Here is a 22,964-nt window from a genome sequence, read left to right on the forward strand (position 1 = left end):
GATGACGGCGGGGATGACGGCGGGGATGACGGCGGGGATGACGGCGGGGATGACGGCGGGGATGACGGCGGGGATGACGGCGGGGATGACGGCGGGGATGACGGCGGGGTTCCACTCGGTGCTCACGCTGGCCGGGGCTCTGGCCACTCATGTGCCGACCGAGCCGGTGAGCCTGCTGGCCGTGACCCGGGGGGCGGTCGGCATCGCGGGGGCGGTGCCACGGAACCCGGAACAGGCCGCCGTGGGCGGCCTTCTGCCGGTACTGGCGCAGGAGAATCCGGGCTGGCAGTGCAGGCACGTCGACGTCGATGACAACGTGCTCGCCTCCTCGATGCTGGCGGAGGCGGTGATCGAGCATGAGGGCCCGGTCGCGCTGCGCGGTACGGGGCGGTGGGTGCGGGAGTACGAACACCTGCCGTTGCCCGCGACGACCGACGGGCCGCTCGCGCCCGGCTCCGTGGTTCTGATCACCGGAGGTCTCGGGCACGTGGGCCTGATCCTGGCCCGCCACCTGGCGGCCCGACGCGGATGCCGGGTCGTCCTCACCGCGCGGACCGCGCTCCCCGAACGGGAACGCTGGCGTGAGCACCTTGCCGCGGCCGATCCCGGCTCACGCTCTGCCAGAACTCTCGCCACGCTGGTCGAGTTGGTCGAGGGCGGTGCCGAGGTCGTGGTGGAGTCCGCTGACACCGTTGACGAGGGGCAGATGCGCGCGGTGGTGGAGCGGACCTTGTCGCGCTTCGGGCGCGTCGATCTGGTCGTCCATGCGGCGGGCAGCACCGACCCGGCGGGTTTCGGCCCTGCCACCATGCTGACCCGAGCCGCCTGCGACGCCCATTTCATCACGAAGGTCGATGGGTTCCGCACGCTGCGCAATGTCCTTGACGGGTGCGGTGACGTCCGCGGCATCACCCTGTCCTCGCTGTCGGCCGTCCTGGGCGGCTTGGCGCTGGGCGCGTACGGGGCGGCCAATGCCGCTCTCGACACGCGGGTGCTCGCGGAACGCGGGTCGACGAGGGCTCGGTGGATCACGGTCGACTGGGACACCTGGGGGCTGGAGGCGGGCCAGAGGCAGTCCGTCGGTCACACGGGCGCCTTCGACATGAGGGCGGAGGAAGCCGTCGAGATCTTCGAGCGGGCGGTGGCCGCGATCGATGAGGTCGACCACCTGGTCATCTCGACCGGTTCCCTGGACGCCCGCTACGAGCAGTGGGTCGTGGGGTCGGCGAAGGACGAGGCGCCCGAGGAGGAGGAGATCCGAGACCCCCGTCCCGAGCTGTCGACCCCCTACGTCGAGCCGGCTGAGGGGATGGAGCGGACGCTGGCCGACATCTGGGCGGGCATCCTGCGCCTGGACTCGATCGGTGCCGAGGACGACTTCTACCAGCTCGGCGGTAACTCGGTGCTGGCGATCTCGCTGATCGCCCGGGTCCGCAAGGAGCTGGGGATCGCGGTTCCTGTGACGGCGATGCTCGGCTACCCGACCGTACGCGGACTCGCCGGGCAGCTCAGCGGTCTGGTCGAATGACGGGACGGCGGCACTGAATCGCTACAGGTCGTGATGCGCGGCCCCGACCCGGACACCGGCCTGGAACCGGCTCACGGCGTCGAGGTCGCGCAGCACTGTGGCGATGTGCCGCCGGCAGGTGCGTACGGAGACGCCGAGCCGCCGGGCGACCGCCTCGTCGGTCAGCCCCTGGGCGAGCAGCTGGATGATCGTCCGATGCAGGTGGTCGGCGACTTCGTGGTAGCCGATCGACTTGGCCAGGTAGGGGTGGGCAGAGCTCCAGGTCGCCTCGACCAGGTCCAGCAGGAGACGGACCGCCGAGGCGTTGCGGATCACCACGGCGATCGGCTTCGCCCCGGCGGCGTCATGCAGCAGAAACGCCACGTCGGCGTCGAACACCATCAGATGCCTGGACAACTGGCTCGCCGTGCGTACCTGGGCCCCGCCCTCGATGAGGGTGTCCAGCTCCGACCGGGCCCGGATGTCGGTACGCGCCGCGTGCTGCAGGAGCAGCCGCACCCGGACGCCACGGTCGAGCATCTCCCGCCCACCCGGCGGGAGATGCTCGACCGTCGTCTGGTTCGGCCGGAAGGAGACGAACTCCTTTTCGCAGCGCTTGCCCGCGATGTAGAGGTGGCCGGCGAGCTCGTCGCGGTCGTGCAGTTCCTCCAGGGCGGGATGATCGGACCTGCTGCGTTGGTGCTCGGCGTAATGCCCTCTGAACATGTCGAGCTGGTCGTGGATCTGGTTGATGGCCAGCCGCCGCCGGTGCACCTCCTCGTCGATCGGGGAGACCAGCGTCGCCGTCGCCACCTCGGGATCGACCGGAACCAGCTTGTCGGGCCCGGGCCCGGACCGGCGGCGGAGCAGGTGCAGCCGCGTCAGCTCGGCGACGGCCGCCGTGACGGCCGTCGCCGGTAACCCCAGCTCTCCGGAGACCAGATCGTCGTCGGTCGACAGCTCGCCCCAGCGCAGCGCGTGCGCGTACAGGGCCGTCAGGACGGACTCGGATCCGGGCGCCGCCATGGTGCTGTCCTCCATCAACGGTCGGCCAGGGCCTCGTCGACCTGGATGGCGAGCTCCCTGACCGTCGGATATTCGAGGATCACGATCCCTGACAGGTTGATGCCGAAGCGCTCGCGGATCCGGACCGCCAGTTGCACCGAGACCAGGGAGTTACCGCCGAGGTCGAAGAAGTCCTCGTCCAGCCCGAGCCGGCTGAGGCCGAAGGCGTCCTGCCAGAGCTCGATCAGCTGCTCCTCCGTCTTGGTCGCCGTCCCGTGCGAGACCAGCGGGGTACGCGGGTCGCGGACCGCCGTCCCGGCCAGCTGGCCGCTGGAGGCCTGCGCGATGCCGGCGGCGATCCGCGCGATGCGCCGGGCGCGGTCCGTCGGGCGCTCCCGGGTGACCACGTACTGCGGTTCGGCGGGACCGCTGAGGACCCGCCACATGAGGTCGACGCCCTGGTCCGGCGTGATCAGCGTTTCGAGTATCTGGTCGGGTCCGCTGCTCGCCGAGCCGCCGGTGACGATGGCGCCGCCCGTGGCCGGCCGCTCCTGCCGCGCGGCCGCGGTGTCGAGGTAGCGGACGGAGAAGCCGGAGATGGTCACCAGCTCGGCGCCACTCTCGTCCAGGATCGTGATGTCGTACGAGGCCACGTCCCGTTCGGTGCCCCTGACCCCCACCTCGCGGACGTGGCTGAACACCCGCGGCGGCAGTGGTGCGTGCACGGTCAGCCGGTCGTAGGCCAGCGGCAGGAAGGTACGGCCCGCGGCCGCCAGTTCCGGCAGGAACAGACCGAGCGAGGTCGCGCCGTCGAGCAACGACGGATGCACGCAGAAGGCACCGACGTCCGCTGTCAGTTCCTCCGGGAGGGTGAGCGAGACCAGGTGCTCCCCGTGCCCGCTCCGCACCGAGTCCACCACCCGCCAGTGCGGACCGAACACGACCGGGGACAAGGGCGAGTCGAGATCCGGGTCCCAGGTCACGAGGTCGCAGCGGGCCGAGATGGCGGCCACGTCGTGCCGGTTCTGGCCGGCTTCGGTGCCCGCCGAGGCGTAGGCGAGCGCGTGCTGCTCCCAGGGCGCGTCACCCTGGTCGCAGGGCCGCGAGGACACGGTGAACTCGAAGACCTTCGAGGAGTTGCGCCGCCCGGTGACGCGCAGCTCACGGGGGCCGTCGATGGCCAGCGGGCGGGTGAAGAACAGGTCGCGGATCTCGACGGGACCGTCCTGAACGGCCTCGCGGTAAGCGGCGCAGACGATCTCCGCGTACGCGGTGCCGGGGAAGACGGGCCGGCCGGCCATCTGGTGGTCGGTCAGCACCCAGTGGAAGTCTCCGTCTATCCGGGCCGAGAACACGATGTCGTCGCCGGTCCCGAGCACCCGCCGGCCGAGCAGCGGATGTCCCGCCGTGGAGTAGCCGATGCCCCGCTCCAGATCGCGGAAGCCGCTGGGAGCACTCGCCAGAGTCTTCTCGAGCATGCCCACCTCGGTCCAGCCGCACCAGTTGACGGAGACCGTCTGGCGGCGGCCGGCGGCGCGAGCCTGGGCGAAGGCGTCCATGAACGCGTTGGCCGAGCAGTAGTCCACCATGCCGTAGTCACCGGTGACCGCGACGATCGAGGAGAACATCACGAAGAGGTCGACCTCCTGGCCGAGCAGCCGATCGAGCACCAAGGTCCCGTCCACCTTCGGCGCGAGGACCGAGTCGGCGTTCTCCCTTGAGCGCATCGCCGCCAGGCCGCCACCGGCCACCCCGGCCGCGTGGAAGACCCCGTCGATCCGGCCGAACCTCTCCCGTGCCGCCAGCAGTACCTCGCGCATGGCCGCCTCGTCCGCGACGTCGGCGGCGGCGACGAGGACCTCTCCGCCCAGCTCCTCCACCTGCCGGACGCCGAGGATCCGGGCGCTCAGCTGGTCGTCGTCGTCGGCGGACAGCCGCTCGTCCCACTGGTCGCGCGCTGGCATCGGGGTGCGGTTCACCAGCACGAGCCGGGCGGCCACCGTACGGGCCAGCTCCTTGGCGACCTCCAGGGCGATGCCGCCGGTGCCACCGGTGATCAGGTAGACGCCGCGGCGGCGCAGCCCCCAGGGGAGTTCGGTTCTGGAAGGGAGGGAGACCTGGTCGTACTCCTGGACCCAGCGCCGCCCGGCCCGGTAGGCGACCGTGTCGTCCTCGATGGGCGTGGACAGCTCGGCCAGCAGGTGCTCCGCGCTGCTCGCCGACACGTCGATCAGCTGGCAGGACAGAGTCGCCGACTCGGTCGGTACGACGCGGCACGGCCCGATCAGCAGGGCCTTGACCGGCTCGATCGGGTCCGCGCCGGAGATGTTGCAGCATTCGCTGGTCAGGACCCGGATCTCGACCCGGTGATCGGGCCAGGCCTCCTCCAGGGACTGGGTGAGGAAGAGCAGGCTGTAGAACCCGGTGTCCTTGACCGCGTCGACGTCGGACTGGCCGGGCATCGCCGTCCATCCGTGCAGGACGGCCGTAGGCCGCCACGCCGCCGTGTCCAGGGCCGCCAGCAGCGCCCGGTAGTCGGCTCGGCCGGCGGGGCTCACCTCGTAGCGCCCGTCCCCGAGATCGGCGAAGCCGTCGCCGAGCCCGACCCGGACGACCGAGGCGCCCCGCGCGGCGAGCTGGTCGGCCAGGGACTCCACCAGCTCATCGCCGGTGGTGAAGACCAGCCAGGACCCAGGGGTCTCGGCCGCCGCGCCTCGCCGGCGGGGACGCCATACAGGGACGAATGTCGCGTCCTCGATGGCCAGTGCCTGGGCCTCCTCCTCCAGCGCCGCATCCTCGTGCAGATCGTCCGGCTCCACCCAGAATCTCTGCCGTTCGAAGGGATAGGCGGGCAGCGGAACGCGCCGCCGCCCGCGTGGATCCTGGACGACGGTCCAGTCGATTTCCGCGCCGTGTGTCCAGAGGGTTCCGGCCGCCACGGCGAGCCACCGCAGATCGGATTCAGCCGACCCGGCGCGGCTCAGGGACGGCACGACCGTGGCCGCCTTGCCCAGCGTCTGCCGGGCGAGCGTGGTGAGCGTCTGCGCCGGCCCCACCTCGAGCAGGATCGCGCCGGATTCGCCGATGACCTGGCAGGCCTGCGCGAAGCGCACGGTGCCGCGCAACTGGTCGGCCCAGTAGCCGGGATCGGTGGCCTGCTCCGGGGTGATCCACGTGCCGGTGAGAGTGGACACGAACGCCCGGGTCGGCTTCTTGGGACCGATCCTGGCCACGGCCTCACGCAGGGGCTCCATGGCGGGGTCCATCATCGCCGAGTGGAAGGCGTGCGAGGTGCGCAGGCGCCGGCTCGTCACCCCGCGCGAGTCGAGCCAGCCGAGCAGCAGCTCCACCTCATCGGCCGGACCGGCCACCACGCTGGTCGAGGGGCTGTTCACCGCGGCCAGGCTCAAGCTGTCGGTGAGAAGCGGGGCGAGATCGGCTTCGCGCATGGGAACCGCGAGCATGTCGCCGGGTGGCATCGACTGGACGAGCGCGCCGCGGATCGCCACCAGTTCGAGGGCCTCCGGGAGGGTGAACACTTCGGCCAGGCAGGCGGCGACGTATTCGCCGATGCTGTGGCCCACCATCGCCGTGGGCCGCAGTCCCCTGGCCAGCCAGAGGGTGGCCAGGGCGTACTCGATGACGAACAGCGCGGGCTGGGCCAGGCGGGTGGCCCGCAGGCTGTCCGCCATCCGCTCGTGATCGCCCTCACCGCGCGCGCTGAAGATGACGTCACGAATATCGCAGCCGAGGTGCGCTCGCAGGAGCGTCGCGCAGTGGTCGACGGTCGCCGAGAAGAGCGGTTCGGTGGTGTACAGCTCGGCGGCCATGTCCACGTGCTGCGTCCCCTGACCAGGGAACATGAGGGCCACCGGCGTAGGGGCGCCGGTGCGGACGGCTCCGACCGGCCCGGCGCCCGCCAACTCGGCGGTGGCCTCCGCGCTGTCCCTGGCGACCACGAAGCTCCGGTGTTCGAGCGCCGGCCGGCCCACGGTCAGTGTGTGGGAGACGTCCTCGACCGGCAGCTCGGGGTGGGATCGCAGGTGCCCGGCGAGCTCCGCCCGCATGGTGGCCAGGGAGGTCTCGGTCTTGGCCGAAAGAGGCAGGACCCGCCAGGGCCGGCTGGACGGGCCAGGCGGGACCTCGGGTGCTTCCTCGATGATGACGTGCGCGTTGGTACCGCCGATTCCGAAGGAGCTGACGCCCGCCCGTCTGGGCGTCTCCCCCTCGGCCCACGGGGCGAGCTCCCGGTTGACGTAGAAGGGGGTCTCCTCGAAAGGGATCTTCGGGTTGGGCGTGGTGAAGTTCAGTGACGCGGGGATCAGGGTGTTCCTCATGGCGAGTACGGCCTTGATCAGGCCGGCGACACCCGCCGCCGGCCCGAGATGGCCGACATTGGTCTTGATCGACCCGATGGGGCACACCTGGTTGCCGGTCGCGCCCGCCGCCCGGTACGCGGCGGAGAGAGCGGAGACCTCGATGGGATCGCCCACCGCGGTGGCGGTCCCGTGCGCCTCGACGTAGCCGATGCTGTCCGGATGCACCCCCGCCACCTCGAGCGCCTCGGAGATGACGGCCTGCTGACCGTCCTGCGCGGGGGCGGTGAAGGTCGGCCTGGCCCCGTCGTTGTTCACCGCCGAGCCGATGATGACGGCCAGGATGTGGTCGCCGTCCTTGACCGCGTCCTCGTACCGCTTGAGCACGACGGCGCCCGCGCCGTGGCCGAAGTTGGTGCCGCTGGCGGCCGCGTCGAACGCCCGGACGTGGCCGTCCCGCGTGTAGATGCTGTTCTCGGCCCAGCGCTGTCCGCGGTAATAGGGGAGCATCACGTTCACGCCGCCGGCTATCGCCATGGCGCACTCGCCGGTGGCCAGGGCTCGATAGGCGAGGTGGACGGCGACCAGCGACGTCGAGCAGGCCGTGGCGATCGACACGGCGGGACCGGTGAGGCCGAGCGCGTAGGCGACGCGAGCCGCGAGGTAGTCCTGGTTGTTGTTGATCTCGACCGCCATGTCGCCGACGGCGCGGCGGACCTTGACGTTGGAGTAGATGTTCTCGTAGTTGTAGCGGTTGGGCCCGCTTCCGCCGTACACGCCGATGCTGCCCTGGTAGCGGGCGGGATCGTAGCCGGCCTGTTGCAGGGCGGTGTGGCAGACCTCGAGGAAGATCCGTTGCTGCGGGTCGACGACCTCGGCCTCACGGGTGCTGTAGCCGAAGTACTTGGCGTCGAAATACTCCATGTCCGCGAGCATCGGCCGCAGCCGGACGTAGTTCGGGTCGCTCATCTGGGCCCGCGGCGCGCCGTTCGCCCGCAACTGCTCGTCGGTGAGTTCGGTGAGGGACTCCACACCGCCGACCAGATTGCCCCAGAGCTGCTCGACGTCGGCGGCGCCGGGAAAGCGGCCGGCCATGCCGATGATTGCGATTCGATTTCCCGCCGCCTGGTCCACGCTCACCGCAGAGGTCCTTCCCATCGGTCGCGCAATGCTTATGAGGTCAGGAAGATACTGAACGACTGCCGGCGATGGACACGTCCGATTTAGCTGACGCAATTCCCCGGAAAGCAGCCGCCGAGAAGAGCGGACCTGTTAAAAGCGACGCACCGGTCCCATAAATATGACATTGGCCGATCCCACACCCATGGCTACCGTTGGCCGCGTTATCTCAAACGATGTGCGGAGGGCTGATGGCGGACCAACTGCGCGACGACCACATCGCGATCGTCGGAATGGCCTGCCGATTTCCCGGCGCCACCACGCCCGGGGAGTATTGGCGGAACCTGGCCGGCGGAGTGGAGGCCATCAGCCGCCTCAGCGAGGCGGAACTCGCCGCGGCCGGCGTCGAACCCCGAGCCTTCAAACACCCCCATTATGTGAATGCCGCCGCGCTGATCGACGACATGGAGGGGTTCGACGCCCGCTTCTTCGGCTACACGCCACGTGAGGCCGAGGTACGCGACCCGCAGGGCCGGTTGTTCCTGGAGAGCTGCTACGCCGCCGTCGAGGACAGCGGATATGACGTGACCGCGATCGGCGGGCTCGTCGGCGTGTTCGGCGGCATGGCCAACAACTTCTACGGCGAGCGGAACGTCGCCCGCAACGCGGAGATCAAGGCCGCCGTCGGTGGTATGACCATCGAGGTCAGCAACAGCCCCGACTACCTGGCCACGACCGTCTCCTACAGGCTGGGCTTCCGTGGCCCGAGCATCAACGTGCAGACCGCCTGCTCCACCGCGCTCGTCGCCGTGCACCTCGCCGGCCAGGCGTTACGCTCCGGCGAATGCGACTACGCGCTGGCCGGGGCGGTCGAGGTCGAGCTGCCCTACCGCGAGGGATATACCTGGGTCGAGGGCGGAATCTACTCGCGGACCGGCCATATCCGGCCCTTCGACACCGACGCCTGCGGGACGCTGTTCGGCACCGGTGTCGGTGTCGTGGCACTCAAACGGCTCGATGACGCGCGCGCCGCGGGTGACCACATCTACGCGGTGATCAGGGGATCGGCGGTCAACAACGACGGCGGCGACCGGGTGGGCTTCACCGCGCCGGGCGTCGAGGGTCAGGCGCAACTCATCGTCGAGGCGCTCGCGGTGGCGGAGGTCACCCCGCAGAGCATCGGCTTCGTCGAGGCCCACGCGACGGGCACGCTGGTCGGCGATCCGATCGAGGTCGCCGGGCTGACCCGTGCCTACCGCGCGGCCGGGGACACCCGGGTTGGCGAGTGCCCGATCGGCTCGGTCAAGGCCAATATCGGGCACCTCGGTCCGGCTGCCGGAGTCGCGGGGCTCATCAAGGCCGTACTGGCGCTGCACCACCGGGAGATCCCGCCGAACATCAACTTCTCGGTCCCGAACCCCAGCCTCGACCTGGACACCAGTCCCTTCTACGTGCCCACCGAGATCGTCCCCTGGTCCGAGGGGAGCACGCCGCGCCGTGCGGGGGTCAGCTCCTTCGGCATCGGCGGTACCAACGCGCACGTCATCGTCGAAGAGGCGCCCCCATCGGATCCGCTGCCCCCGCCACCGCGTCGGCACCATGTCCTGCCCATCTCGGGGAAGACCGCGACCGCGGCGGAGAGCGCCGGCCGCCGGCTCGGCGCGGCCCTGGCCGAGAGCGAACCGGCCGAGCTGCCCGAGCTGGCCGATGTCGCCTACACCCTTCAGGTGGGCCGGGCGGCGCTGCCGTACCGGCGGGCCGTTGTCGCCTCGAGCATCGGGGAGGCCGTCTCGGCCTTGACCGCGACCGACCCCAGACGGCAGATCACCTCGCCCGGCGCCCTCAGGCGCACCCGGCCGGCGATGATGTTCCCCGGCCAGGGCACCCAGCACGTGAACATGGGCCGCGACCTGTATCTGACCGAGCCGGTGTTCCGCGAGGCGTTGGACGAGTGCGCGGAGCTCCTGCGCGACCACCTCGACGGTCTAGACCTGCGCGACCTGCTGTACACGGACGCCGCTGAGGCCGGGGAACTGCTCGGCCAGACCCGCTACAGCCAGCCGGCGCTGTTCTGCGTCGAGTACGCGCAGGCCCGTCTGCTGATGTCGGCGGGTCTGTCGCCGGCCGCGATGATCGGGCACTCGATCGGCGAGTATGTCGCGGCGCATCTCGCCGGGGTCTTCAGCCTGCCCGATGTGCTGGCCGTGGTAGCCGCGCGCGGCCGGTTGATGTACGCGATGGCTCCCGGCGCGATGCTCGCGGTGGCCGGATCGGAGCCGCACGTCGCGGGCCTGATGCCCGGCGGGGTCGAGATCGCGGCGGTCAACGGGCCGCTGTCCACCGTGGTGGCCGGTCCGCCGGAACGCCTGGACGAGGCCGCCGAGGTGTTCGCGGCGAACGGTCTGGCCGCCACCCGCCTGCACACCTCGCACGCCTTCCACTCGGTGCTGATGGAGCCGTGCCTGGCCGACTTCACCGCCGCCGTGGCCGCCGTCCGCCTGGCCTCGCCGGCGATCCCGTTCGTGTCCAACGTCAGCGGAACGTGGATCACCGACGAACAGGCCACGGACCCGGCGTACTGGGCGGCGCATCTGCGGGCGCCGGTCCGCTTCGCCGACTGCGTCGCCACGTTGACGGCCGACGAGGACGTCGTGCTCGTCGAGGTCGGTCCCGGCGACACGCTGTCGAAGCTGGCCCGGCAGTGCGTGGGGCACCGCGTCGTGCCGATCGTGACGACGATGGGACATCCGCGGCGAGCCGCCGAGGAGGGCGCGGTCCTGGCGGAGGCGCTCGGCTCGCTGTGGGTCAACGGTGTCGACCTCGACTGGACCGCCTGGTCTGGACGCCGCGCCCGCGTGCCGCTGCCGACCTATCCGTTCGAGCGCCGGCGGTATTGGGTGGAGCCCGATCCGCCCGCCTCAACGGCCGACGACGCCCCCATCGAGATGGAAGGGCCGCTCCCAGCGGAGAAGTGCGCCTATGTCCCGCACTGGAGAGAGGACCCGCTGCCGGTCCCGGCGCCGCCCGTCTCCGGTGGGCACTGGCTCGTGCTCGGCGCCGACCATCCCGTCGTGGACGCCCTCGTACGGGAGCTCGAACCCGGCACGAGAGTCACCCTGGTAAGACCCGGCACGGACTACGCCGCCCTGGGAGAGGCCCGGTTCACCATGCGTCCCGGCAGCGCCGACGACCTCGGCCGGCTCATGGACGCCCTGGCGGACGAGCCGCCGACCGACATCGTGCACGCCTGGGCGCTCACCGACCCGGCGCCGGACGCGCTCGCCGCCGACGTGGTGGAGCGGACCCTCGACAACGCCTTCTACAGCCTCCTCCACCTCGGACAGTTCCTCGCCGGGGAGGCCAGGGAGGACGACGTCCGCGTGCACGTCGTGTCGAGCAACCTGCAAGAGGTGGCCGGCACCGAGCGGCTGGAGCCCGTCAAGGCGGCGCTGCTGGGCCCGGTCCTGCTGATGCCCCGCGAGATACCCCGCGCCCAGGTGCGCGCCATCGACCTCGCCATGCCCACCAGCCTGGCTCCCGACACGGTCGCCCGGCAGCTCGTCGCCGAGTTCGCCAGCCCTTCCGAACACCGCCAGATCGCCTGGCGCGGCCGTAAACGCTGGTGCCTGGCCTTCCGGAGCATCGACCTCGACGAGGTGGACCAGCCCGATCCGGCCGTCCGTCCCGGCGGCACCTACCTGATCACCGGCGGTCTGGGCGGCATCGGGCTCGCCGTCGCGGAGGATCTGGCCAAGGCGGCATCCGTGAACCTCGTGCTGATGGGCCGCTCCGCGCTACCGCCCCGTGCCGACTGGGACTCTCTGGTCGCGGCGGACGACACGGCCGAGCCCGTCCGGCACAAGCTGTCCCGCCTGCTCGCGATCGAAGAGCGGGGCTCGACAGTGGTGCCGGTGCGCTGCGACGTCGCCGACGAGCAGGCTCTCGCGGCGGTCCTCGCCGACGTCCGGAGCCGATGCGGGCGGATCGACGGCGTCTATCACTCAGCGGGAGTCGCCGGCGGCGGCATGATGGCGGTCCGTACGGACAAGGACGCGGCGGGTGTGCTCGCGCCGAAGGTGGCGGGCACCATCGCCCTGCACCGCCTGCTCGGCGGCGAGGTCGAGTTCATGATCCTCTTCTCCTCCATCACCGCTGTCGGCGCCACCTTCGGCCAGGTCGACTACTGCGCGGCCAACAACGTTGAGGACGCTTTCGCCCGCTGGGCGGTCCAGCGGGACCTGCCCGTCTACTCGGTCGGCTGGGACAGGTGGAGCGAGTTCGGCATGGCCACCGACACCGACCACGCCGCCCCCGCGGCGTTCAGGGCGTTGCAGACCGGCGTCCGGTTCGAAGCGGCCAGGCACCCCCTGCTCGACCGGCAGACCGTCGGCGGCGACGACATCGTCTTCGCCACCGTGTGGGAGCCGGGCAAGCACTGGGTCACCAGCGAGCACCGGGTCGGCGGTCAGGAGGTGCTGGTGGGCGCGGCCTTGCTGGAGATGATCGACGGCGCCTACGCCGAGGCGGTCACCGGGCCGGCCGCGATCACCGATGTCATCTTCCTCAGCCCGATCGGCGTGAGCCGGCCGACCGAAGTGCGGATCACCCTGCGGCCCGACGGCGACGGTCACGCCGTGACGGTGTCGGCCGCGGCGGTCGGGCCCGAGCCGCGCGCGTGGACAGAGCGCATGCACGGCCGGATCGTGCCCCTCGACGACCAGAAGGTGCCCACCTACGACCTCGCGGCCATCGCCGATCGGTGCTCCGCCTTCCAGGTCGGGGAGCACGAACTAGCCGCGCCCGGCCGGCTGATTCAGCTGGGGGCGCGCTGGACGGGCAACGTCAAGAGCATCACCGTGGGCAACCGCGAGGAGCTCTCGCGCATCGAGCTCGGCGAGGAGTTCTGGCCCGAGTGCGGCCAGTTCCGGATCCATCCCGCGCTTCTCGACACGGCCATCGGCAACGCCAAGTACGACGCGCTGCGGGTCGCCCGGGGCGACACCCATCTCCCGCTGGGATATGACCGCATCATCGTGCACGAACCCCTTCCACCGGTGTTCTGGGCTCATATCCGGCATCTGTCCGAGGACGGCGCCGAGATCGACGCCTTTGACATCACGCTGCTGCACGACGACGGCCGGGCTGTCGCCGAGATATTCGGCTACACCGAACGCCTGGTCGACCCGGCCCGCGTACGCGCCCAGTTCAGCGGCGAGGACGACTCGCCGGTCAGCCACGACGGCGGCTACGGCGAGTCCATGTCCGCGGCCGGCATCACCGCGGAGCTCGGTCTGGAGGTGCTGCGCCGCATCCAGCGCTGGCGCCCGGCCCCGCACCTGGTCATCTGCCCGGAGGGCCTGCACAGGAGCCTGCGCAGAACCGAGTCGCTCACCCTCGACGTACTGGAGGAGCAGCTCGGCGACGCCCGGCTGTCGAAGGGGCCGCCCACGCAGGAACGCCTGATCGACACACCGTATGTGGCACCGCAGACCGAGCTGCAACGGGTCCTGGCCGGCTACTGGGCGGGAACGCTCGGGATGAGCCAGATCGGTCTCGACGACGACTTCTTCGACCTGGGCGGGAACTCGCTGGTCGCCGTGCAGTTGTCGACCCGCATCCGCGACGGGCTGTCGATCACGCTGCCGATCGCCAGTCTCTTCGCCTACCCGACCGTGTCCGGGCTCGCCGAGCACATTCTCGAGCAGAAGGCCGCGGAGGCGCGGTCGTGACCCGGCCCGCGGCGATCGACGATCCACTCGCGCCCTGGGTGCGGTTCGCCAAGCGCGCGGACACCGCGAACCTGGTCCTTCTGTGCTTCCATCACGCCGGCGGTGGGGCGTCCAGCTACCGGCAGTGGCCCGGACCGCTGGGAAAGGCCGGGATAGATGTCTGGCCGATTCAGCTGCCCGGCAGGGAGAGCCGATACCTGGAGCCGTTGGAGACCGATCTGGCGGCGCTGACCGCCACACTCACCGACGTCGTCGGTGCCGAGCTCGCCGGGCGTCCTTACGCTGTCTACGGTCACAGCGCCGGCGCCTACGTCGCCTGCGCGTTCGCGCTGCGGATGATCGCGTCGAGGTCGCACGCACCGGCCCACGTCTTCGTCGGGGCGTCCCGGCCACCGAGTCGTCCGGATCCGGACTCGCCGATCCATCTCCTGCCGCGCGAGCGCCTGCTGCACAAGCTCAGGTCGTACGGGGGCCTGCCTGAGGAGCTGTCGGCCTTTCCCGAGATGATCGAGATGGCGCTCGACATCACGCGCGGTGACCTGCGCCTGGTCGAGACGGCGAGCTGGCCGGCAGAGCCATGGCTGGCCTGCCGGGTCACCGCGGTGGGCGGCGTCGACGACGGCACCGTCCCGCCTGCGGTGTTACCGCGCTGGCGGGACATCACCACCGGCCCCTTCTCCCATCGCCCGCTGCCTGGAGGGCACTTCCTGACCCCACGGTCGGAGGAACTGCTGATCGAGGTGATCCGCGATGCCCTGGGCTGACTACACCAGCCCGCCCACCGGGGTCAGCGCGCCGAGCCGGACACCGAGCGTCGCTCCCGCGGTGGAGCTGGTGGGCCTGACCAAGATCTATCCCGGCCGCAAGGGCGCCGATGGGGACCCCGTAGCGGCCGTCGACGGGGTGCACCTGCGGGTGCCGCCAGGAAAGGTGTTCGGGCTGCTCGGCCGTAACGGGGCCGGCAAGTCCACCATCATCCGCATGATCGCCACGTTGATGACGCCGACCGCGGGGCGGATCAGCGTTTGCGGCCACGACACGCGGGATCGGCAGCGGGAAGTGCGCAAACTGCTCGGCGTGGCGCTGGGCGGGGAACGCAGCGTCTACTGGAAGCTCACCGCGCGCCAGAACCTGGAGTATTTCGCCGCCCTGCACGGCCGCTCGCGACGCCGGTCCCGGGCCCGTATCCAGCAGGTGCTCGAGGAGATGAACCTGAGCGACCGGGCCGACGATCACGTGGAGCAGTACTCCACAGGCATGCGGCAGCGCCTGGTGATCGCCCGGGCGCTGCTCAACCGGCCCGCGGTGATCCTGCTCGACGAGCCGACCAGCGGCCTTGACGTGCACTCCGCGGAGAACCTCCACGAGCACGTACGCGAGCTGCGGCGGGCCGGCCAGACCATCATCCTGACCACGCACGACATGGCCGAGGCCGACGCGCTCTCCGATCGGGTGGGAATCATCGAGAGCGGCCGCCTGGTCGCCGAGGGCACCCCCGCCGAGCTGAAGCAGTCGATCGGCGCGGCCCAGGCCATCCACGCCCGCCTGCGCCACCCCGGCGACGACGTGCTGCGTGCGTTCGTCGCCGAGCTGTCCAGGGTCGCGCGGATCACGATCGATCGCGACGGTGAAGCCGTGGTGCTCACCCTGCTGAGCCAGTACCCCGATGACCTGGTCCCCTGGATCATCGCGGCGTCCAGCCGGTACCGGACCGCGGTCCTGAGAATCGAGAGCGAGCCGGTGAGTCTCAAGAACGTCTTCCTCGCGGTGACCGGATCGGCCTCGGACGATGACCCGGCTCGGCGCTGAGTCGGCCGCCTTCCGTGCGGCCGTACGCAAGGAGTGGCAGGTGATGGCTCGCTACAAGAGCAACCTCGTCACCCTGGCCGGCGCGGCGGTCGTCGTCCCGGCCGGCTACTACGCGCAGGCCGTCGGCTATTCCGGCGCCAGCCGGCAGGCGCTGGACGTCTTCGCGAGCCGCTCGGGGACCACTCAGATAGCGGGGTTCATCTACCTTGGATGGGCGATCTACCTGTGGATCTCCCAGATGATGTGGGGGCCGGGCAGCGCGCTGCGGACCGAGCGCATGCAGGGCTCGCTCGAGATGGTCTATCTGAGCCCGGTGTCGCGCTTCACGATCCTTTTCGGGCCGGCCACCGCACAGCTGATTCCGGCCGGCCTGCTCTTCACCGTCGTCGGCCTGATGCTGCGGTTCGCCTTCGGTGTTCCGATCGGCCCGCAGCAGCTCCTGGCGGGTCTGGTGGTCGTGCTCGCCTCCATCCCGGCGCTGTTCGCCCTCGGTGCCCTCATGTCGGTCATCACCCTGCGCTTCCGGGACGCCGAGGGCGTCGTCGAGGCCGTACGTGGCGCTCTGGGACTGGTGTGCGGCGTCACCTACCCGATCGCGGTGCTCCCTGACTGGATCCAGCCGATCAGCCGGGCTCTGCCGCCGACGCAGATCCTTGAGGTGCTCCGTGACCAGGTGCTGCGACCGGCCTGGGCCGCCGGTACCGGAACCCGGCTGGTCTACCTGCTGGGTGTCGGAGTCGCCATGAGCGTGCTGGCCACGATCTCCCTGAGCTGGGCGCTGCGCAGCGCCCACCGGACCGGACGATTGGGGCAGTATTGATGCTGGTTGTCACGGCGATCGTGCGGCGAGAGTTCCAGGTGCAGCGCCGCTATCCGCTGAGCATGATCAACCTGGTGCTGCTCACGCCCTTGTACGAGATGGCGCTGCCGGCGCTGCTGCTCGGCTCGGCCTTCCTGGTCAACGGCTCGGCGGTGGGTCTGGCCACCATGGCCGGCACCGACGACCTGGCCGGCTGGCTCGGCCTCGGCCTGCTGGTCGCCTCGCTCCTGGTGGGCGCCGTCTGGGGGGTTTCCGGCACCCTGAAGTCCGACCGCGACACCGGTGTCCTGGAGCACTCCTTCGCCACGCCCGTCCCGCGCGAGTCCTTCGTCGTCGGGGCGGTGCTGACCGGCACACTGTTCACGCTGGTCGCCAGTGGTCTGCTGCTCGCCTTCGCGATCGGCTTCCTGGGCGCCTCATACCGGCTGACGGGTGTGCTGCTCAGCGTTCCCGTGCTCCTTGTCATGCTGCTGGGCAACTGCGGTTTCGGTTACCTGACGGGGGCCGCCACCCTGAGGCTGCGCCGGCCCGACTCGCTCGTCGACCCCCTCACGACACTCGCCTCGGTGTTCTCCGGGATCACCTTTCCGCTGACGGTCCTGCCACCGCTGGTCCGGCCGCTCACGTATGTGCTGCCGACGACGTGGGGCCTGGACATCATCCGGCATCTGTCGCTGGGCACCACGCCGCTCCTGCCGCTGCCGTACGAGGTGGTGGGCCTGGTCGGCACGTCGACGGCGTTCCTGCTGGTGGGCCGGTGGGCGTTCGTACGCGCCGAGCGGCAGGTCACGACCGCCGGAACCCTCACCCAGTTCTGAATGATGCCACGACATGACAGGAAGGATGAGCCGTGAGCGAGCCATCTGAAGGGGCGACGCTCCCGAACAGCGACGCGCAGCGGACCCGGATGTCGGGCGAGGGTTCCTGTCTGACCGCGGCCATCGAGATCAGCGGACCCGCCGACGAGGATCTGCTGCGCGCGCGGCTCGCCAGGCTCGTCGCGCGCAGGCCCGCCCTGCGCAGCGTGTTCGGCTCCGCCACCGGCCATCGGGTGCTGGACGGCGGGACGTCGGCCTTCACCCGCCATCGGGTCGACGGTGCCGGCCGGGAGGCTCGATGGGCGCTCGCGTACGAGCTGGCCCGCCAGGAGGCGACCCGGCCGTTTCCGGTAGGCGCCTCGCCCCTGGTCCGCGCCGCCCTCTTCACGGCCGAGGCCGACCGGCACCTGCTAGTGGTGAGCGCCGATCAACTGGTGTGTGATGCCTGGTCGGCCAACCTGCTGGTGGAGGATTTCCTCGCGGCCGACCTCGACCAGGCACCCGACGCCTACCCGGACGTCTGGCGCGGACGCCAGGAGTGGCTGGACGGCCCCGACGGGCTGGCGGCGGTCGGACGGCGACGGCAGGCCGTGATGGGCGCCCATCGGGCATGGCCGCTCTCGGGTCGCCCCGACGACGGCGATCCGGACGAACTCGTCGAGCGACTGCTCGAGATCGACGACGAGACGACCCTTGAGCTTCGCCGGCGGGTACGGCAGGCGAAGGGCTCGCTGCTGGCCGTCGGCGCCGCCGCGCTCGCACTCGGCGCGGTCGGGCACGTCACGCAATCGCTGGCGTTGAGCACGATGTTCGCGGCCCGCGAGACCGAGGCCGAGGCGAACGTCGTGGGCTGGCTGTCCAACGACGCCTTGCTCGTGCTGCCACCTCAGCGCGGGACGGTTCTCGACTACCTGACGGCGATCCGTGGCGAGATCTTCGCCGCGCTGCGCGACCAGCGCGTGCCCGCCGAGCGCTTGGCATCCGCCTTGCACCCTCAGTCCGGCGACGCGGGACTGTCGTTCGCCTTGCTGTACCTTCCCGCGCAGCTGAGCGGTGGCGGTCAGGTCGCGATGCAGCTGGGCGCGGCCGAGGCGGCCCGCGCCGCGGTGTCGATCTGCCCGACCGGCACGGATGTGGATCTGTTCATGGTGGAGGATCCGCCGCCCCGGGCGGACGGCGCCCGGCCGCTGCTGCGGCTCGGCGCGACGAGCACCCGCGGGCGAGCGGGAACCCGGGAGACCGAGCGGCTGCTCAGCCGGTGGGGCGACGCTCTGGCCGTGCTGGCGGGCCACGACTGGTCCACGACGCCGATGCGGGAGATCGCCTCGGTCCTGGCTGCCGCGCCGGGCGGGCGCTGATCATGGCGCAGGCCGGGTGGCGCCCGCCGTACATCCACGAGGTCTTCGCGCAGGTGGCGCGGGCCGGCCGAGACGGCGTGGCAGTGACAGACCACACGCGGAGCCTCACCTACGGGGAGCTCGACGACGCGGCGGAGCGGCTCGCCGACGCGCTCACCGGCGCCGGGGTCGGTCCGGGGATCGTCGTGGGGCTGCTGATGGAGCGCACGGCCGACGCGGTCATCCTGGTGCTCGCGGTGCTCAAGGCGGGGGGTGCGGTGCTGGCCATGGATCCGGCCTATCCGGATGCCCAGGTCAACCGCATGATGGCGGCCGCAGGCGCCGCGGTGTTGGTCACGGAGGAGCACCGTGGCCACGTCGACCGCCGCGTCCTCACTCTCGGCGAGCTCATCGCGCTCTCGGGAACGCAGCTTTCGGGAACGCGGCCTTCGGGAACGCGGCTTTCGGGAACGCAGGCTTCGGGGACGTCGCTCTCGGGAACGCCATCGAGGAAGGCGCCGGAGCAGGGTGATCTCGCCTTCGTGAACCATACTTCCGGGTCGACACACCATCCCAAAGCCGTCGGCGTCAGCCACCGCAGCATCGCCATCGCCGCCGATGGGTGGCTGGACAGCTACCGCCTTCGTGAGCGTCCCGGGCGGCATCTGCAGTACGCCGGGTTCGGCTTCGACGTTTTCATTCAGGACCTGGCGCGGTGCCTCCTGTCCGGCGGCGAGCTGATCATCTGCCCCTCGGCGGTCCGGCTGGACCCGCCCGCGCTCGCCGACTTCATCCAGGCGCACCGCGTCACCTTCGCCGAATTCACCCCTTCCCTGTTGAGCCTGCTGACCGAGTATCTGCACCTGAGCGGCCGCCGGTTGTCGACCCTGGAGACGCTGGCCGTCGGCGGGGAGCCGTGGCGGGTGGAGACGTATCACCGGCTGGTCCCGCTCGTGCCCAACGCCGTCATCGTCAACACGTACGGCCTGGCCGAAAGCACCATCGACAACCTCGCGCACTTCGGACCGCCGCCCCCGGACGCGGCGCCCGATCAGCCGATGCCCTTGGGCCGCCCGCATCCCGGCACCGAGATCGTCGTGCTGGCCGACGGGCGTCCCGTGACCGCGGGCGTCGGGGAGCTGTGGCTCGCGGGGGAGTGCGTCAGCACGGGCTACCTGGGTCAGCCGGAGCTGACCGCGCAGCGCTTCGTCCCCGACCCGCGTGGTGGCACGGGGACCGCGCTGCGTACCGGAGACCTGGTCCGCCTCGATGCGGACGGCGGCATCTCTTACCTGGGCCGGAGCGATGACCAGGTCAAAATACGCGGCGTGCGGGTGATGCTGGGCGAGATCGAGTCCGTGCTGACCGCTCACCCGGCTGTGCGCGCCGCCGCCGTCATAGCCACGAGCGGCCGCGAGCTCGTCGCGTACGTCGCGGCCGACGCCGACCCGCCCGTTGACGAACTCTGTGCCCTGGTACGTCACGCCATCGTCGCCGAGGCCGTCCCGGCGCGCATCGTTCGCCGGGCTGACCTGCCGATCAACCCGAACGGCAAGATCGACCGGAACCGCCTCACCCGCGAGGCCCACGCCGAGGTGACCACGGTGGCGCGGGGCGGCGGCGTCGAGGACGTGGTGACCCGGGCCTGGAGCCAGGTCTTCGGACGGGACGCCTTCGCCCCTGACGACCACTTCTTCGCCATCGGCGGCGACTCGGTGACGGCCGTGCGGGTGGCGATGCGTGTGGGCAGTGATCTCGGCCGGCATGTGCCCGCGACCGCCCTCCATGAGCACCCGACGTTCGCGGACTTCGTCGACTTCTCGATGACGGCCCAAGCGCAAGCGCCCGCCATCACGGCTCGTGCCGACCCGGCCGCGCATCCGCTCAGTCCCGGCCAGCGGCGGCTGTGGTTGATCAGCAAGCTCCACCCCGGCCAGCTGACCTATGTCGTGCCGACCCTGGTCGAGCTGGCCGGCGATCTCGATCACGCGGCGCTGGCCACGGCGCTCGGCGACATCGTGGCCAGGCACGAACCCCTGCGGACGATCGTCGTCGAGCGGGACGGCGAGCCGATGTGCCAGGTGCTCGATCCGGCTCCGACAGAGCTGACCAGGCAGGACGCGGCCGATGAGAACGAGGCCAGGATCCTGGTCAGGTCATTCCTCGAACGGCCCTTCGCGCTCGACGCCGAGCCGCCGTTCAGGGCCCAGCTCATCGCTGTCGGGCCGGCCCGTCACTGGCTGGTCCTGAGCATCCATCACATCGCCACGGACCAGGACTCCGAGCGCACCCTCCTGGAGGAGCTCGGCCGGTGCTACGACGCGGCGCTCTCCCGCCGGGCCGCTCCGATGGTGCGACCGGCGATCGGCTATGGAGACATCGCGCTGTGGCGTTCGACCGCCGCCGTGGACGCCCGGCGGCTCGAAGCGTGGCGGCGCAAGCTGCGCGGAGCCGAGGACCACGCACTGCCCCTGGAGGGCCCCACCCCGGATCGACCGGGAGGGGTGGGCGAGAGCCGGACCCGGTGGCTGGACGCCGCCACGGCCGAACAGGTCCGCGAGGTCGCGCGCGGTCGCGGGACCACCCCCTTCGTCGCGCTGCTCGCGGCTTTCGCCGAGATCGTCAGCCGCTGGTGCGGCAGGCGGGACGTGTGCATCGGCTATCCGGTGTCCAGGCGGGAGCTGGCCGGGATGGAGGACCTGGTCGGCTTCTTCGTCGAAACCTCGGTGCTCCGTCTCGACCTGGAGGACGACCCCGGCTACCTCAGCGTGGTGGATCGCGTACGTGACGAGGTGGCCGACGGCATGGCCGCCCTGGACATCCCCTTCGACCTCATCGCGGAGCAGAGCGAGCACCGCGGCCCCCTCTTCCGGGTCTGGTTCAACCATCTGGGGACGGATCGCCGCGCGCCCGCCATGACCGGGCTGCGCACGGCTCTGATCGACGCGCCGGTGGTGCCCGCCATCTTCGATCTCAACGTCTACGTGACCGAGGTCGGCGACGACATCCGGATCGATCTCGTGCACGACGTCGCGGTGTGTTCGCGCGAGGTGGCCGAGGAGATCTGTGACCAGTACGTCGCGCTGCTCGGCGCCGTCCTGGAGCGTCCCGAGCTGCCGGTTCGCGAGCATCGGCTCGCCACCTCGCGCTCGCTCGCCGTACTGCGGCGGCCCGATGACCCGCTCGACCACGAGCCGATCCCGCCATCCGCGCTCGCCCGCACACTGATGCGGTCCGTTCGCCGGAGCCCGGATGAGGTGGCGATCCGCGACCAGGACGGAACGCATACCCGCCGGAGCGTACGTCACGCCGTCTTGAGCGTGGTGCGGGCATTACGCGCGGCGGGCGTGCGTACGGGAGAGGCGGTCGCCGTCTACGCCGAGCGCGACGCGGCACTGGTCGCGGCCATGCTCGGCGTGTTCGCGGTCGGCGGCCGGCTGCTGATGCTCGATCCGCGCTACCCGCCCGGCCGGCTGGAGCACCACCTCAGCGTGGCTCGGCCGCGCTGCGTGATCGTGCTGGGCCGGACCGCGCCGGCGGCCGGTGGATTCGCTCTGGCCACACGGGCGCCGAGCGGTGGATTCGCTCTGTCCACCCGGGCGCCGAGCGGCGGATTCGCTCTGGTCACCCGGGCGCCGAGCGGCGATTTCGGCGTGTCGCGGCCGGCCGCGGCGGACCACGAACCGGCCACCTTCGGGGGAGTGGGGTATCTGGCCTTCACCTCGGGCACGACCGGCGGCCCGGTGGGCGTGCTCGGCGGTCTGGGTCCGGTCATTCATTTCCTGCGCTGGTACAGCGCGGAATTCGGGCTGGGCGCGGGTGATCGGTTCGCCCTGCTCGCCGGCCTCTCCCATGATCCGCTCTACCGCGATGTCCTGGTCCCGCTCTGGACGGGCGGCACGCTGTGCGTACCGCCACCCGAGGTTCACGCGACGCCCGCGCTGCTGCTGTCGTGGCTGTCGCGAGAGCGCGTGACCGTGCTGCACCTGACTCCGCCGCTCGCCCGCCTGCTGAGCCAGGCCGCGGCGCAGACCGCCACGTCGCTGCCGGCGGTCCGGCTGGTGGTGCTGGCGGGCGACACGCTCACCACGGCCGATCTGACCGGGCTCGCCGCGTTGACGCCGGACGCGACGCTCGTCAACGGCTACGGGACGACGGAGACGCCGCAGCTCGTCTCGCGGCAGGTGGTGGGAGAGGGGCTGCCGTCGCTCGGCTCCGGCGCGCCCGGGAGCAGCCTGCTCGTACTCGACCGGCACGACCGGCTCTGCGGGATCGGTGAGTCCGGTCGGATCGTCGTCCGCAGCGGCCGGCTGGCCGAGGCGCTGCTCGGTGGGGCTCCCGGGCTGATGCCGGATCCCGTGCCGGGGATCGCCAGGTTCGTCACGGGGGATCTCGGCCGGTACCGCGTGGACGGGACGATCGCCTATCTCGGGCGGGCCGACGACCTCGTCAAGATCCGCGGTTTCCTGGTCAACCCGATCGAGGTCGACGAGGTGCTGGCCCG

The 22,964-nt window shown here is 71.1% G+C and carries 10 protein-coding genes; 8 read left to right on the plus strand and 2 right to left on the minus strand.

Features of this window, described 5'->3' with window-relative positions:
• The coding region (locus tag AB0H88_RS33650) for an SDR family NAD(P)-dependent oxidoreductase (RefSeq protein ID WP_357651618.1) at positions 1–1,528 on the plus strand (1,528 nt) is incomplete at its 5' end.
• 21 nt (positions 1,529–1,549) lie between these two features.
• Here the strand turns inward: AB0H88_RS33650 and AB0H88_RS33655 are convergent.
• Both AB0H88_RS33655 and AB0H88_RS33660 read right to left on the minus strand, forming a co-directional pair.
• Positions 1,550–2,533, minus strand: coding sequence for a helix-turn-helix domain-containing protein (locus AB0H88_RS33655; protein ID WP_357651620.1), 984 nt, complete (start codon positions 2,531–2,533; stop codon positions 1,550–1,552).
• A gap of 14 nt (positions 2,534–2,547) precedes the next feature.
• Positions 2,548–7,968: an SDR family NAD(P)-dependent oxidoreductase gene (locus AB0H88_RS33660; RefSeq protein WP_357651622.1), complete on the minus strand. Its 5,421-nt coding sequence runs from the start codon at positions 7,966–7,968 to the stop codon at positions 2,548–2,550.
• 230 nt (positions 7,969–8,198) lie between these two features.
• Here AB0H88_RS33660 and AB0H88_RS33665 point away from each other — a divergent pair, with 230 nt between their 5' ends.
• From AB0H88_RS33665 to AB0H88_RS33695, 7 genes are all read left to right on the plus strand, one after another.
• Positions 8,199–13,676 carry an SDR family NAD(P)-dependent oxidoreductase gene (locus tag AB0H88_RS33665; protein WP_357651624.1) on the plus strand — a complete coding sequence of 1,826 codons (5,478 nt, stop codon included), beginning with the start codon at positions 8,199–8,201 and terminating at the stop codon, positions 13,674–13,676.
• The gene (locus AB0H88_RS33670; protein WP_357651626.1) at positions 13,673–14,440 is read left to right on the plus strand and encodes an alpha/beta fold hydrolase; all 768 of its coding nucleotides are present in this window, start codon (positions 13,673–13,675) and stop codon (positions 14,438–14,440) included. The genes AB0H88_RS33665 and AB0H88_RS33670 overlap by 4 nt, the downstream gene beginning before the upstream one ends.
• Positions 14,427–15,485, plus strand: coding sequence for an ABC transporter ATP-binding protein (locus tag AB0H88_RS33675; protein ID WP_357651628.1), 1,059 nt, complete (start codon positions 14,427–14,429; stop codon positions 15,483–15,485). Before AB0H88_RS33670 ends, AB0H88_RS33675 begins: the two co-directional genes overlap by 14 nt.
• Complete coding sequence (locus AB0H88_RS33680; protein WP_225300476.1) at positions 15,466–16,305, plus strand: ABC transporter permease; 840 nt, start codon at positions 15,466–15,468, stop codon at positions 16,303–16,305. The genes AB0H88_RS33675 and AB0H88_RS33680 overlap by 20 nt, the downstream gene beginning before the upstream one ends.
• On the plus strand, positions 16,305–17,123 hold the full coding sequence (locus tag AB0H88_RS33685; protein WP_357651630.1) for an ABC transporter permease: 819 nt from the start codon (positions 16,305–16,307) through the stop codon (positions 17,121–17,123). Before AB0H88_RS33680 ends, AB0H88_RS33685 begins: the two co-directional genes overlap by 1 nt.
• Positions 17,124–17,155: 32 nt before the next feature.
• Positions 17,156–18,481, plus strand: a complete 1,326-nt coding sequence (locus tag AB0H88_RS33690) for a condensation domain-containing protein (protein ID WP_357651632.1) — start codon at positions 17,156–17,158, stop codon at positions 18,479–18,481.
• A gap of 2 nt (positions 18,482–18,483) precedes the next feature.
• Positions 18,484–22,964 (plus strand): amino acid adenylation domain-containing protein (locus AB0H88_RS33695; protein ID WP_357651634.1); only part of this gene is annotated, 4,481 nt, incomplete at its 3' end.

The organism is Nonomuraea sp. NPDC050680, assembly GCF_040654555.1.
Lineage (GTDB): Bacteria > Actinomycetota > Actinomycetes > Streptosporangiales > Streptosporangiaceae > Nonomuraea.